This is a genomic window from Bradyrhizobium sp. UFLA05-112 (genome assembly GCF_053572325.1).
On the sequence record NZ_JBANBK010000005.1, the window covers coordinates 18,618 to 33,129 of the forward strand.

Annotated in this window: 6 protein-coding genes, 2 tRNA genes and 1 pseudogene; 5 read left to right on the plus strand and 4 right to left on the minus strand. The window is 61.3% G+C overall.

What is annotated here, in order from left to right; all coding sequences use genetic code 11:
* Positions 1-194: 194 nt before the first annotated feature.
* From SO180_RS04390 to SO180_RS04405, 4 genes are all read left to right on the plus strand, one after another.
* On the plus strand, positions 195-3,305 hold the full coding sequence (locus tag SO180_RS04390) for a bifunctional diguanylate cyclase/phosphodiesterase (RefSeq protein ID WP_449377597.1): 3,111 nt from the start codon (positions 195-197) through the stop codon (positions 3,303-3,305).
* Positions 3,306-3,307: 2 nt separating this feature from the next.
* Positions 3,308-4,363, plus strand: coding sequence for a sensor domain-containing diguanylate cyclase (locus SO180_RS04395; protein ID WP_449377598.1), 1,056 nt, complete (start codon positions 3,308-3,310; stop codon positions 4,361-4,363).
* Between the two features lie 58 nt (positions 4,364-4,421).
* A tRNA-Arg gene (locus SO180_RS04400) sits at positions 4,422-4,485 on the plus strand.
* 102 nt (positions 4,486-4,587) lie between these two features.
* Positions 4,588-4,664, plus strand: a tRNA-Arg gene (locus tag SO180_RS04405).
* Between the two features lie 498 nt (positions 4,665-5,162).
* On the opposite strand, the gene SO180_RS04410 is transcribed toward SO180_RS04405, so the two are convergent.
* The 4 genes from SO180_RS04410 to SO180_RS04425 form a co-directional block, all read right to left on the minus strand.
* Positions 5,163-11,453 (minus strand): AAA family ATPase, encoded by a 6,291-nt coding sequence (locus SO180_RS04410; RefSeq protein WP_449377599.1) that lies wholly within the window; start codon positions 11,451-11,453, stop codon positions 5,163-5,165.
* A 141-nt stretch (positions 11,454-11,594) separates the two neighbouring features.
* Positions 11,595-12,593, minus strand: coding sequence for a quinone oxidoreductase family protein (locus tag SO180_RS04415; protein WP_449377600.1), 999 nt, complete (start codon positions 12,591-12,593; stop codon positions 11,595-11,597).
* A 120-nt stretch (positions 12,594-12,713) separates the two neighbouring features.
* Complete coding sequence (locus SO180_RS04420) at positions 12,714-13,583, minus strand: alpha/beta fold hydrolase (protein ID WP_449377601.1); 870 nt, start codon at positions 13,581-13,583, stop codon at positions 12,714-12,716.
* On the minus strand, positions 13,580-13,969 hold the full coding sequence (locus SO180_RS04425) for a nuclear transport factor 2 family protein (RefSeq protein ID WP_449377602.1): 390 nt from the start codon (positions 13,967-13,969) through the stop codon (positions 13,580-13,582). Before SO180_RS04425 ends, SO180_RS04420 begins: the two co-directional genes overlap by 4 nt.
* Positions 13,970-14,101: 132 nt before the next feature.
* Between SO180_RS04425 and SO180_RS04430 the strand changes: the two are divergent.
* Positions 14,102-14,498: pseudogene (locus tag SO180_RS04430) on the plus strand (LysR family transcriptional regulator); the annotation flags it as partial.
* Positions 14,499-14,512 lie beyond the last annotated feature (14 nt).

The following is a 14,512-nucleotide window of genomic DNA, read 5'->3' on the forward strand; positions in this document are numbered from 1 at the left end:
GTTAAGCCGTCATTAACGATGCGGCGCCCGCCCCTTCATCTGTGCAATACACAACCTTGAGACGACGCAGCACGATTCATCGCTTGCCAGACCGGCCTAATGGCCTTGTGGTAACCGATTAAAGCTTGGGTAACCGGCTTTCCTAAGGTTTGGGCCATCTGTGCATAGTAAGCCTCTTCCCCTAGGGAGGGGGAATGCGCCGGATGTCGTCCACGATCACGAGCAGAATATCCGCGGCCGCCAGGGGCGGCTGGAACGCTGCCATACGGCGCGGACCCGTGCTGTGGCTGACGCTGAGCGGCGCCCTGCTGGTGGCCGGCATTTTCGTCGTCACCACCATGGCGATCGGCGACTTCCGCGAACGCGCCCTCGTCAACAACGAGCGCGAGCTGGAAAACACGGTGCTCTTGCTGACTCGCCATTTCGATCAGCAGTTCGAGGATGCCGAGACTGTCGCCGCCGATCTGATCGCGCAGATGAACCTGCCAGACATCTCCTCGCCCGAGATGTTCCGCGAGCGCATGTCGAGCGATGAAGCCCATCGCATGCTTACGAACAAGATCAGCGCCGTGAACTATCTCGGCGATATCGCGATCTACGACACCGACGGCAACATCATCAACTGGTCGCGACACGAGCCGTTGCCGAAGATCAACATCTCCTCACGGGCCTATTTCCAGACCTTCAAATCCGATCCGCAATCCGAGCCGGTGCTGCTGGAAACCGTGCGCAGCCTTCTCATCGGCAGGTGGACCACGGTGGTGGCACGCCGGCTGACGAGCCCGCAGGGCGAATTCCTCGGCGTCATGCTGCGCCGGATCGATCCTGAGAGCTATCAGAAATATTTCTCCTCCGTTGCGCTCGGCAAGGGCGCAGCCATCTCGCTGTTCGACCGCCGCGGCGCGATGCTGGCACGCTACCCGCACATCGATGAGCTGATCGGAAAAAGTTACGCCAACGCACCGTTGTTGCAGAAGATTGCGACCAAGGGTGGCCGGCAGACGGTGCGGATCGAGAAGAGTCCGATCGACGGTCAGGGGCGGCTGGGTGCCGGTGCGCCGCTCGTGCATTTCCCGATCATCATCATCGCGACCAATACGATGGAATCGGCGCTTGCGGACTGGCGCGAGCAAACCCGTTTCATGATCATCGCGGCCACGCTGGTGGCGACGATCATTGCACTCATCCTCTATCTCATCATCCGCCAGATCAGTCGCCAGAGTCGCGAGGCGCAAGCGCGAATCGAGTCGGAACGACTGCGGCTCGACACTGCGCTGAATAACATGTCGCAGGGCCTGGTCCTCTACGACGCCACCGGACACATCGTCACCTGCAACCGGCGCTATACCGACCTGTTCGGCCTGTCCCCGGACGTCATCAAGCCCGGCTGCCACATCCAAGACGCAATGTACCACTGCAAGGAGATGGGGCTATTCGACGGCGACGTCATCGAATTCTGCGCCGGCGTGATGCGGATCGTCGCCGAGGGCAAGGTCTCGACAAAAGTGACGGAGCTGCCCGATGGGCGCGCCTTCCAGATCATCGATACGCCGCTCGCACAGGGCGGATGGGTCGCCACGATCGAGGAGATCACCGAGCGACGCAATCTCGAGCAGGAGCGCGACCGTAACTACACTTTCCTGCGCGAGATCATCGACCACATCCCGTCGCAGATCACGGTGAAGGACGCGCGCACGCGACAATATCTGCTGGTCAACCGGATTGCCGATGACGTGTTCGGTGAATCCGGCGCGTCGATCGTCGGCAAGACCGCCTTCGACATTATTCCGGAGCGGGACGCCAAGACCGTCACTTGCGACGACGACCGCCTGCTGCGATCGCCCGACGAGCTGCTCGTGGACGAGCGGGCCTGGGAAACGCGCACCGGCGGCCGCCGCCATGTCATCTCCAAGCGCATCGGCATTCGCGACAAGGCCGGCGAGCCGCGCTACATCATCAACGTCATCGAGGACGTGACCGAGCGGCGCCGCGCCGACGAGAAGATCGCGCATATGGCGCATTACGACGCGCTGACCGACCTGCCGAACCGCGTGCTGTTCCGCGAGCAGATCGAGCGCGAGCTCGAGAAGGTCGCGAGCGGCCAGCAGTTCGCGCTGCTTTACATCGACGTCGACGAGTTCAAGGGCATCAACGATTCACTCGGCCATCATGTCGGCGACGAGCTGTTGAAGGCGGTCGCGGCCCGCATCCGCGCCTGTCTCAAGCCGGGCGACCTGATCGCGCGGCTCGGCGGCGACGAGTTCGCGGTGATCCAGACCAGGATCGAGACATCCGCCGACGTGCTCGCGTTCGTGACGCGGATCCACGAGGCGATCCGCCGGCCCTACCATTGTCTCGGCCATCAGCTCTCGACCGATGCCTCGATCGGCATCGCGCTGGCGCCGCAGGACGGCATCGATCTCGACCAGCTGATCAAGAATGCCGACCTCGCGATGTACGGCGCCAAGGCGGAGGGACGCCGCACCTATCGCTTCTTCGTGCCGGCGATGGATGCGTGTGCCAAGGCACGCCTTGCGATGGAGCAGGACCTGCGTCAGGCCCTGGTCGACGGCGGCTTCGAGCTTCACTATCAGCCGCTGGTCAATCTGCGCTCCGGCGAGGTCTCCGGCTGCGAGGCGCTGCTCCGCTGGCGCCACCCCGAACGCGGCATGGTCTCGCCGGCCGAGTTCATTCCCGTGGCTGAGGACACCGGCCTGATCAACGAGCTCGGCGACTGGGTGCTGCGCACGGCCTGTGCCGAGGCCGCAAGCTGGCCCCGCCATGTGCGGCTTGCGGTCAACGTCTCGCCGGTGCAGCTCAAGTGCGAGACACTGGCTCTGAAGATTGCCGGCGCGCTCGCCGCGTCCGGTCTCGATCCCTGCCGCCTCGAGCTCGAGATCACCGAGGCCGTGCTGATCCGCGACGACGAGGCCGCGCTCTCGATCCTGCATCAGCTCCGCTCGATCGGCGTGCGCATCGCGCTCGACGATTTCGGCACCGGCTATTCGTCGCTGAGCTATCTGAAGCGCTTCCCGTTCGACAAGATCAAGATCGACCGCTGCTTCGTCGCCGACATCGCTGAGACCAGCGGCGCACCCGTCATCGTTCAGGCCGTGGTCAACATCGCCGGCGCCAGCAACATGACCACCGTCGCCGAAGGCGTCGAGACCGAGGCGCAGCGCGATATGCTGCGCGCCCTCGGCTGCACGGAGATGCAGGGCTATCTGTTCAGCGCGCCGAAGGCCGCGAACGATGTGCGAAAACTGTTCAGGCCGAGCAGCGCGCAAGTGCAGGCGGTGGCCTGAAGATGGCGAAGCCCGCCCGCCCCAAACAGTTAGACGTCGCGCATTCCTATGCCGTGCGGCTGATGCAGCATCTGGTGGTCCCGACCTTCGTGATCGACCCCAAGCGCCGCGTCGTGATCTGGAACAGAGCCTGCGAGCGCCTGACCGGGGTTGCCGCCTCCGAAGTGATGGGCACGAGCAAGCACTGGCAGGCCTTCTACGAGACGAAGCGCTATTGTCTTGCCGATCTCGTCGCGCTCGACCTGCCCGAGCAGCTGCCGGAGCTTTATTCCGAATACACCGCGCGCGGTCACAACGGGCTCGGCTTCGGCGCCGAGAACTGGTGCATGATGCCGAAGCTCGGCAACCAGCTCTATCTTGCGATCGATGCTGGCCCGATCCACGACGAGGCCGGCAATCTGATCGCGGTGGTCGAGACCTTGCGCGACCTGACCGACCAGAAGCGCGCCGAGATGGCCCTCAAGGAGCTCGCCAGCAAGGATGGGCTGACCGGGCTCTCCAACCGCCGCTCCTTCGACCAGATGCTGATGACCGAATGGTCGCGCGCGCAGCGGACGCAGCTGCCGCTCTCGCTGCTGTTCGTCGACGTCGACCATTTCAAGCTGTTCAACGACCTGCACGGCCACCAGACCGGCGACGAATGCCTGCGCGCGGTCGCCAACGTCGTCCGCAGCCACGCTGCGCGCCCGCTGGACCTTGCGACGCGCTATGGCGGCGAGGAGTTCGCGATGATCCTCCCCGAGATGAATTGCGAGGCCGCCTGCACCCTCGCCGAGCAGATCCGCTGCGCGGTCATGGACTTGCGGATCACGCATGGCGCGGAGGGCGCCGGCGACCACGTCACGCTCAGCGTCGGCGTCGCAAGCCACGTCCCCGGCGAACACGACGACCGCCCGGACCGATTGCTCGGAGCAGCCGACCAGGCGCTCTACGCCGCCAAACGGCTCGGCCGCAACCGTGTCATCTCCGCCGAAGCCATGTTGGCCGAATTCGCCCGCCTCGATCGCGGGATTCGGGAGGTTCCGGCCCTGGCAGCGCGCCGGTCCAGCCGGAGCTGACAAGGGCGTCGAGCGGAGGTTGCCGACCCCGCGCCAATCAGCTAAATGGGGCCTCGCTGCACCCGTAGCTCAGCTGGATAGAGCGTTGCCCTCCGAAGGCAGGTGTCAAGTCCTCTGGTGCGAAAAGTGAGGAAGAAAGAGTATTGTACTGCAATGGCTTGCGAGGATAGCGCATTGGGCTTAACTCAGTCGCGAAATCTGCGTAAGCACTGCGTAAGCAGTAAGCACCCGTAGCTCAGCTGGATAGAGCGTCGCCCTCCGAAGGCGAAGGCCACACGTTCGAATCGTGTCGGGTGCGCCAAATTTTTGAAGTGATGCTAAACTGGCGGTCTTACTGTTAAGAAATGTATCGGTGCCCCCTAGGATCGCCAGCACCACTTGCCATCCCGATAGCTCCAGTTATTCGATGCGGAAGAAGATGTCGGGCGGTTTGAGCTTTACCCGCCATGTTCTTGAACGCGAAATCCGTCCTCCGGCCCCACGCTCGGAAGCTACGGTTTTCGCGGTGACTACGGGGCAACGTCGCGTAACTAGCCGCAACGACCTTTGTTGCACCTCTCGTTTTTTTGCTGTCGATTTGAACGATCGAATACAAAGGAGAACAGTGCAGCGGAGGAGAGGAAGTCAGTCAACTCCCATTGAAAGATAAAGCATTTTCGACCTTCCTAGACCAAAACTACCGTTTGAGCTACGGCCGAAAAACGGGGTTTGCCACCGATAAGAGCCTTATGCCAACAGCCCGTCATCGACACAGTGCCCTCACAGTCACCCAAAGGGCACTCACGCGATGTGTTTGCCCTCAGGTCTGTTGACTCGCCTGAAGAGGAGCCGTGAGCTGTCTTTGGACATCGGGCAAGGTGAACTGAAACACAGCGCCGCGAGGCTCGTTCGCTTCCACCCATAGCTTGCCCCCATGAGCCTCAATGATGGAGCGGCATATCGACAGCCCCATCCCTGTTCCACTAGACTTCGTGGTGTAGAAGGCGTCGAAGACTCGATCGAGGTGCGCCGGACCAATGCCGGGCCCGGAATCGCGGACGGCCACGAGGGCATCTGCGTGGTCTTGCTCGGTGCTGATCACCAGCTCTCGTCCCCCCTCCTCAACCGAGCTCATTGCTTCAGTCGCGTTCAGAATCAGGTTCAGCAAGACCTGTTGCAGCTGAATGCGATCCCCCAGAACCGGAAGCAATCCATCCGCAAGCCGGGTCTGGACCGAGACGCCATTCCTCTGGGTCACGCTTTGCGCAAATACGAGTACTTCGCTGATCGCCGCATTGAGGTCAAAACGCTCCTTTCGCGGCGGCGCTTTCTTGATTTGCTCTCGGATACGATCGATGATTTCTCCGGATCGATCTGCGTCCGCAATGACACAGGAGAGCGCTTCCCCGACCTCGCCCAGGTCTGGCGGCTGCATTTTCAGAAAATTCTGGGCTGCCCGGGCGTTGTTGCGCGCGCTGGCGATCGGTTGTGTGATTTCGTGAGAGAGCGAGGCTGCCAGTTCTCCCATCATGCTCACGCGGTTCATGTGGGCGAAATCCGATTCCATCTCCCGCAACCGCGCCAGCGCTTGTGTGCGATCCTCGATGTCCGTATTGGTGCCGTACCACGCAACAACCTTTCCTGCGTCGTCGCGCGAAGGCTCCGCACGAAGCAGGAACCAGCGATACGATCCGTCATAGCGGCGCATGCGGGCTGCAACTTCGCCGGGCTTTTCAGATGCAAGCAGTTGCCGCCAGATATCATTCACGCGCGGAAGGTCTTCGGGATGGATCGACCCATCCCGTCGCCAACGATCAAGCGAGACCCGCGTGTAGTCGAGCAACCGTTTGTTGAGATACTCGACGGAGCCGTCGGCTCCGGCGCGCCAGGCAGCAACCGGAATTGAGTCAAGAGTTTGTTGCACGTGCCTGACGTTGGCCAATTCGGCCTCGCTTCGTCGCAAGGCACTTTCGGCCATCTTCAGGCCCTGGATATCCGTGTTGGTGCCGTACCATGCGACAACTGCTCCTGCCTTGTCGCGCGAAGGCTCCGCACGATTGAGGAACCAACGATACGATCCATCGGAGCCGCGCAGGCGGGCTTCGACTTCGCCAGATTTTTCGGATGCCAACGATTGTAGCCAAACGTCCCGCAGGCGCGGAGCGTCGTCGGGATGGATCAAAGCAAGCCACTGCCAACCCAGCACTTGATCAAGCGAGACCCCTGTGTAGTCCAGCCAACGTTTGTTGATGTACTCGACGGAGCCGTCCGCCCGGGCGCGCCAAGCCATCGCCGGGATCGAATCAAGCGTTGCCTGTAGCTGGACCGCCTGTTCCGCGCGCTTGCGTTCGGTTAAATCGAGCACGAATGCAACGCCCTCGTCGCCGCCTTGTTCGAAAAGTGTGGCGCCAACAAGCACGGGAACACGGCTTCCGTCTTTCCGAAGGTACTCCTTCTCGAAGGGCTGCACGATCCCTGTTGAAAGCAGTTGTGCCCGCGTGAGCTGGTCGCGCTCGCTCCATTCCGGAGGACTCAGCTTGGTCCAGCGCACGCGACCCAAAACCAGATCCTCACGATCATATCCCACGATACGTAGAAACGCGTCATTGGCTTCAACAATCCGTCCTTTGCGATCGCGAATGAAGATCCCGATGATGTTGGCGTCGACCAGGCGCCGGATCTTCCCTTCGCGATCCGCGACGTCGTGATAAAGGCGCGCATTTTCGAGTGAAATCGCCGCCTGCGACGCAAGCACCTTCAATAAAGCGACGCGATCAGGCGTGAACACGTTCGGCGTCAGATTGTTCTCAAGGTAGAGAACCGCGGCGAGCTTTCCTTGATTGATCAGCGGTACGCTGAGAATAGAACGGACAGCACTCTGAACAATATAGGGATCACCAGAAAATGCATGCTGAGATGAAGCGTCATCGAGAAGCACTGTCTCATGGGTGCGCGTTCCATAGCGAACCAATGACTCCGGCAACGCCGGCGTGCTGGAGGACCGGTCCCGCAGGTGCACTTTTACGTTCTCTCCACTAGCGACCGCTTCCGCTTGTACCTGCAGCTCATCACCTCGCGGAACAATCAGTAGACCTCGTTCGGCGCCGGCGTGCTCGAGGGCTCCGCGCAAGAGCCTGTCGATGAGTTTGTCGAGAACTATCTCGCAAGAGAGCGCTTGCGATACCTTGATCACGGTCGCGAGATCGAGCTGTTCGACCGGCGCTTCGATAGTACCCGCTGGAGCCGTCGCGCGCTCGTCCTGCCTCAGCCGTGGATGGAGCTGATCGAGTTGCCGCACCTTTCCGTCGGCGCCCCATCGGAGATAGCCATCCCGCGCGTTTTTTAGGTAGAGGTGCGCGATCTCCTGGAAGCCGCGCGCCAAGTAGAAGCGGGCAGCCAGCTCGTAGGCGAGCGCCTCGTTGTGGACAAAGCCGTTGTCTCGCGCCGAGCGGATGGCCTGTTCATACAACTGCTCGGCATCGAGCACGCGGCCTTCGATCCGGGCGATCTCCGCGCCGACCAGGGCGGCGCGGTTCTCGAAGTTCTCCGGGCAATTGGCCTCCCACACGCGGAGCTGCTGGTGATGAGCGGCTAGTGCATCCACATGCTGCTGCCGTTGCTCGGGAAGCGCGGCGTAGTAAAATGCTGCGTGGGATAGCGCAGCGTAGAACTGATATTCTGCGGTTTCGAAGAGGGACGCCGATGTCCACAGCAGCCGTTGCGCCCTCTCCGAGGCATCGAGGGCGGCCCTATAGTCCCCGGCAAGGAAGCGTGCTTGGACCTTTCGGCACCAATACCAGCATTCGGCAAGTGCCAAATCCGAGTTACTGGACAAATGGCTCTCCATCTGAAGCTCGTCGAACTGCCCATCGTCGAAGCAACCAAATGTCGGGGTAAACCCGCGAAGCGTTCGTACCAGCCCGAGCTGTACAGCGATGATGTCAGTGACGAAGCCAAACTGCACCTTTCGCGCGAACGAGAGGCCATGCTCGGCCTCGCGCTGCACCTCGGGGAGCGGATCGCCCGCCGCGAGAAGGTTCGTGTTCAATTGGTTGCCGCAGTAGGCAGCGTAAGTGAGATCGCCGGTCAGGCTGGCGACCTCGAAAGCGCGGCGCACGAAATCGCGGCCAGCCCGGACATGTCTTGTCCAAGGCATAATCATGTTCCCGAAAAGCATGAAAGCGCGAGCCTGGAACCGCTTCAGGCCACGTTGTTCGGCCAAATCGCAGCCGAGCCGGCCGAAGCGAAATGCGGCCTGGTAATCGTGGAACTGCGCGCCAGCGACCACGCCGAGCGTGGCATAGGCAAAGCACGAGCCTTCGCAGTTGCCTTGCTCGAGGCTGAGGTTGACTGCCCGGCAAGCGATCAAGGCATATAGATTCGCATCCGTAAAGAATGCGGGGTTTATGATCCTAGTGAGGACCTCCAGTGTCGCGAGGGATGCCACATCGCTCATCAAGGGCAGGTCGACCAGATCCTCGATCGATCGGCTGCCGAGCTGCGACCAGATCCGCTGATACTCGCGCCGCACCTCCTCTTCCGTTGGGTGTCGCGACCACTCGATGCCCAGACGCCGGAGGTAGTCGAGGCCGACCGCGACCGCCTGACTGCTCTGACCAAGAGTCGTGTGCAGCTCCGCGAGCAGGCAGGCAATGCTGGCGCGTTCGACCGTTGTTGCGGCGCATGGCGACAGTGCTTTCAGACGATGCTCCGCTTCCGCCAGCGCGCCGCTCAGGAACTCACATTCGGCGCGGTTCAGCTCCAGCGCAAACGAGAGCTCGTGTCGGCGCTCCAACGCGTCTTCTGGCAGCAGCGCCGCGCCGGCAACGAGATAGTTGAGCGCCGAGGTATAAGCAGTCGATACCTTGGCGCGCTTGCCAGCGGCCAGGTTCAACTCTGCAAGCTGCTCGCGCTCGTCGCGTGACGCAATTAGAGTCGCGCCGCGGTTGAGCTGGTTGACAATCTCGAAGACCGCCTCATCGCGCTTTTCCGGCGGTGTCTCTGCCAAGAGAAGCCGGCCAATTTTCAAATGCGCCTCGGCCCGCGCCTCCTCCGGGATCAGCGCGTAGGCTGCCTCCTGCACTCGGTCGTGAACGAACTTGTAGGAGCGCGCGCCACGATCGATCAATTGCTGGTGCAGGGTGTCCGTCAGAGCGACGTGCACCTTTTCCTCGGACGTTCCGAGAACGATCGAAAGGATATTGAAATCGGCAACGTTGCCGAGGCACGCAAGCTGCCGCAACGCGTGCTGCGTGTCGAGCGGTAGTCGCGTCAGCTTCCCGGCCAGAAGCTCCACGACGTTGTCTGTGTATCTTTTAGCGTGGATGCCTCCCATGTCCCAAGACCATCGCCGCTGCTCGTGATCGAAGGCCAGCAGCCCCTCGTCGGCGACCACGTGAAGAAATTGGATCACGAAGAATGGATTGCCGTCGGTTTTCGTGTGCACCAACCATGCAAGTGGGGCGGCCCGCTCAGGGTCGCAGCGGAGCGTGTCCGCGACAAGTTCTCCCAGGTCTTCTGTTGTCAGCGGAGCAAGTTTGATGTCCTGCACCCTACCGGTTGCGCGGATCGCCTCCAGCTTGCGTATGAGCGGATGCGCTGCGGTGACTTCATTATCGCGGAAGGCGCCGATGAGGAGGAGATTGCGGAGATCGGACCGGCTCAACAGGTCTTCCAAAAGGTCGAGCGTTGCCGCGTCGAGCCATTGCAAGTCATCGAGGAACAGCGCCAGGGGATGTTCCGGTCGAGCGAAGACACCGATGAACTGCCGAAACACCAACTGAAAGCGCCGTTGCGCGTCTTGCGGGGGAAGCTCAGGGACCGGCGGTGGCTCTCCGATGAGGACCCTCAGCTCAGGAACGAGATCCACCATCAGTCCTACGTTCGGTCCCAGCGCTTCCCGCAATGCATCGCGCCAAGGTGTAAGGTCGGCTTCGCTTTTGCCGAGCAGCGGCCGGATCAGGCTCTGAAAGGCTTGTGCCAGCGTCGAGTAGGGAATGTCGCGTTTGTACTGATCGAACTTGCCGGAAGCGAAAAGGCCACGCGGTGGTACCAGCACGGGCTGGATCTCGTTGACGACCGAGGATTTGCCCACGCCGGAATAGCCCGAGACCAGGACCAATTCCGGGGCGCCACCATTGACGACGCGATCGAAGGAGGCAAGCAAGGTGTCGACCTCGCGTTGCCGCCCGTAAAGTTTCTCGGGAATCACGAGCCGGTCGGGCGTGTCGTGTTCGCCCAGTGCAAAGTCGTCGATCCGGCCCTGCGCCTCCCATTCGATCAGGCAGCTGCGTAGATCATGCTCGAGGCCAGCCGCAATTTGATAGCGGTCTTCGGCCCTCTTCGCGAGCAGCTTCATGACAATCGCCGAGACGACGCCAGGAATTTCTTTCAACCGCTCGGCCGGCGGCGCCGGCCGCCTGGCGAGATGGCAGTGCACCCATTCGATGGGGTCCACGGCAACAAACGGCAAAACACCGGTGAGCATTTGGTAGAAGGTGACGCCGAGCGCGTAGAGGTCGCTCCGCGTATCGATGGACCGGTTCATCCGTCCGGTCTGTTCCGGCGCCATGTAGGCCAGCGTGCTGGCAATCGTCTCGGGAGGGTGAGGCGACTGGCGCTCGCGCGCGAAGCGCGACGCAATGCCGAACCCGGTCAGCCTCACCTCGCCGGTCGCGTCGTTGAGCAGGATGTGGGCCGGCTTGATGTCTTTATGGACGAGGCCGCGCTGATGAAGGTTACCCAGTGCCGAGGCAATCGTGCAGCCGAGGCGCAAAAAGCGCGCCATATCCATGGGCGCGCCGAGCAACATCTCGAGCAGCTCACTGCCCGTGTCATCGAGCACCAGCATGGTTCGATTGGCTTCGCGCACGAGCTCCAATGGCCGCACTGCCCACGTGCCATCGAGTTCGTCCTTCAGCTCGTATTCGTGCGCGAGGCGATCGAGGGTCGAACGGGACGGGTGGTCGGCCGCAGGCGCTACGAGCAGCACGGCGCGCCGCTTACCGTCATCGTCGAGCCGCCAGCCGCGATGAAAGACGCGTTCGCTGTCCTTCCAGAGGATCTGAGAGCTGCCATCCGAGTACGCGCTGTTCAATGAATGCTGCAACAACTAACAAACTCCGGGATCGGACTTTCCGGGTCGAGTGGGACCAAGCGCGGTCTAATTGACGACGGAGCCGACATTCGGCCGACTTCCGCTGGACTTCTGTCGAGACTGCATAGGTTTGCTGCTTGCGCAGCGGCGGCGCTATTACCTCAGGGCGTCCATGAGTACTCGCCCAAACGGACGGTCTTCGACCAGATAGCGGACTGCTTCAGCGGCTTGAGACAGCGGAAAGACCCTGCTGATCGTAGGCTGCAGCTTGCCTTCCTTCAGGAATTCCAAGAGAGCCGCGTTCGCTGCAGCCACCGTTTGTTGGGCAAAGAGTCTGAAAGTGAACCCACGGATTGTTGCAGCTTTCCAAATGATGTCGGTAACGTTGACCTCGGCCTCACGTCCTCCAGCATAGCCGGCAGTGACCACAGTGCCACCAAAGGCGAGCGAGGCGAGCGCCTCACCAGTCAGTTTTCCGCTGACGCCGTCGACGACGATATCAACGCCCTTGCCTTCGGTGATCCGCATAACACCCTCCTTGAGGCTTTCTTTGGAGAGGTCGATCACATGATCATATCCAGCCGCGCGAGCTTGGTTTGCCTTTTTGGTGCTGCTGGCCGTAGAGATCGCTAACGAGGCGCCAAGGCGGCGAGCAACTTGCACCGTTTCCATCCCAACCGCACCGCCAATGCCAGGTGCCAGCACCGTCTGTCCCGGCCTGAACTTCGCTAACTCCGTTAGCGCAAGAAAGCCCGTCAAATATCCCGCACCAGCAAGATAGGCTGCGGCCTGATCGTCATCGACGCCATCAGGAATGAGCGAAAGACTCGCGGCGGGAGCAGCAACGAACTCGCGCCAGGTGCCGTCGGTCATGATGCCGAAGCCAGGCCCTCTGACAAACACGCGATTGCCGACGTTGAAGGCATCATTCTTGCTCGCGACGACTGCGCCTGCCCCCGTCTGACCGCCGATGCGTGGCAGGTTTTCAGGCGTTGCCCCATAGAAGTGGCCCGAGCGAAACGTGTTATCGAGTGGGTTGATGCCAACGGTCCGCATCGCGACGAGAACTTCGCCATCCCTAAGCACAGGCTGGGGAAGATCAACGAGGCGGTTCTCGCTGTAGTCGCCATAGGATCGGTATTGAATCGCTTTCATCGTCTTGCTCCAACCTGATCGCACCGCGTCGCGTGTCCGCAAACGATCTAGACCTCCCAAAACGGCCAAGTAGATGGTAGTTTCGGGAAGCACCCTTTCATTGGCGGAAGGAACGCCATGTCATGAAGGTGCTCGCGAAGCGAGCCGAAGACCGCTATCAGACGGCTGCCGGTCTCGAAAGAACTCGACGAGACCGGCGGCGACGGCGGCGGGATTCCTACCCGGCAAGTCGTGGCTCGCACACGGTATCGACACGGTGTCAATTTCTGGAATCCACTGCTGCAGTAGATCGGCGCCCTCAAAGAACACCGGCAATGTATCGCTGCCGCGCATCGACAGCACCGGGTGTCGAATATCTTTCAGGCCTTCGGTTGTGATATTCCAGCGTTGCATGGCTCCGAGTTCGACTTGAAAGAACGTGTCGATATCGGATACCGCACGGTCGAACGCACCCGCAGGCAGGGCGCCGTCGGTGAATCGCCGGTAGTCTTGTCCGTACACGCCTGCCAGGCTGATGTCCGTGGCCGCAGCTTTGTCTCCCGAGTCGTAGATCTCGCAGACAGATGCCACCCACTCCGTGAACTGCTCGCCGGACGGCACCAACGACCCGAGCGGCGGTTCCAGCAATGCCAGCTTCCGCACTTTGCCGGGGGCATCGGTCGCCATCTGCAATGCGATGCCTGCGCCGAAGGAATGCCCGGCCACGTGCGCCGACGCAATGCCCAGGTGATTCAACAACGCGATGCAGTCACCAGCCCACTCTTGCATCGTCATGCCGGCCGGAGCGCGTGAGCTACCGGCGTAGCCGCGGCGCCGATAATTGACGATCCGAAAATTCTCCGCGATTCCGGTCTGCTCGATCACCGGCACGAACCCATCCGACAGAATCGCTCCGTGGATAAATACCACCGGTTCCCCGGACCCGCGGACATCATACTCGATGTCCGCCCCGTTCAGCTGCACGCGTTCGATTCGTGGCGCTCCGGTCATTTTTTTTCCAGAGCTCGTGCGATGAGAAGAGTGTCAGCGGTCTGCTGCAGGCGCACGACCTTGCCGTCTCGGATTGTCCAGAAATGGGCGAAGCGGGATTGCATCCTTCGCCCCTTCTTCGTAACGCCAACATAGCGTCCGAGAGCGATCACGTGATCGCCCGACTCGAAGTACTCGTCCCCTTCCGCGTAGAACTCGTCGAAGTCGGCCAAGAATGGGAAGAAACCACTGAACGTCGTGTCGAGACCGCGATAGACGCCCCCGTTGGGGAATCCTTCGGCAATATCATACTCGAGGTCGTCCGCCAGGAGCGATTTGAAAACATTCACGTTTCCCCTGGCGCCGTACAATTTCCGGATGAGAGCGATCTGCGATGAATCCGACATGCGAACCTTCCTTAGGTTGATGTTGATGGCCCACTCGAGAGCGACACTGTCGGCAAACGATCTAGACCTCCCCAAAACGGCTAAGTAGATGGTAGCTTCGGGAAGCACCCTTTCATTGGTGGAAGGAACGCCATGGATCGATTGGAGGCGATGACCATCCTGCTGGCTGCGGTCGATACCGGGAGTCTCTCTGCCGCCAGCCGCCACCTCCGGATTCCCTTGGCGACGGGTTGCGGAGCTGGAAGAGCACTTGAATGTCCGGCTGCTCCACCGGGGCCACCGGAAAGTGGTGTTGACCGACGCCGGGCGTAGCTACGTCGACTCATGTCGTCGGATCATGGAAGAGATCGCTGAAGTCGAGCTCACGGCATCAGGTGAATATCGCGCGCCTCAAGGTGAGCTGATCATCACCGCGCCGGCGTTCTTGGGCCGCACTCATGTCTTGGCTGTTGTCGCGGAATTCCAGCGCGCGTTTCCGGATATCCGGGTGCGGCTGCAGCTGATGGATCGATACGTGAACTTGATCGACGTCTATGCCCCGTC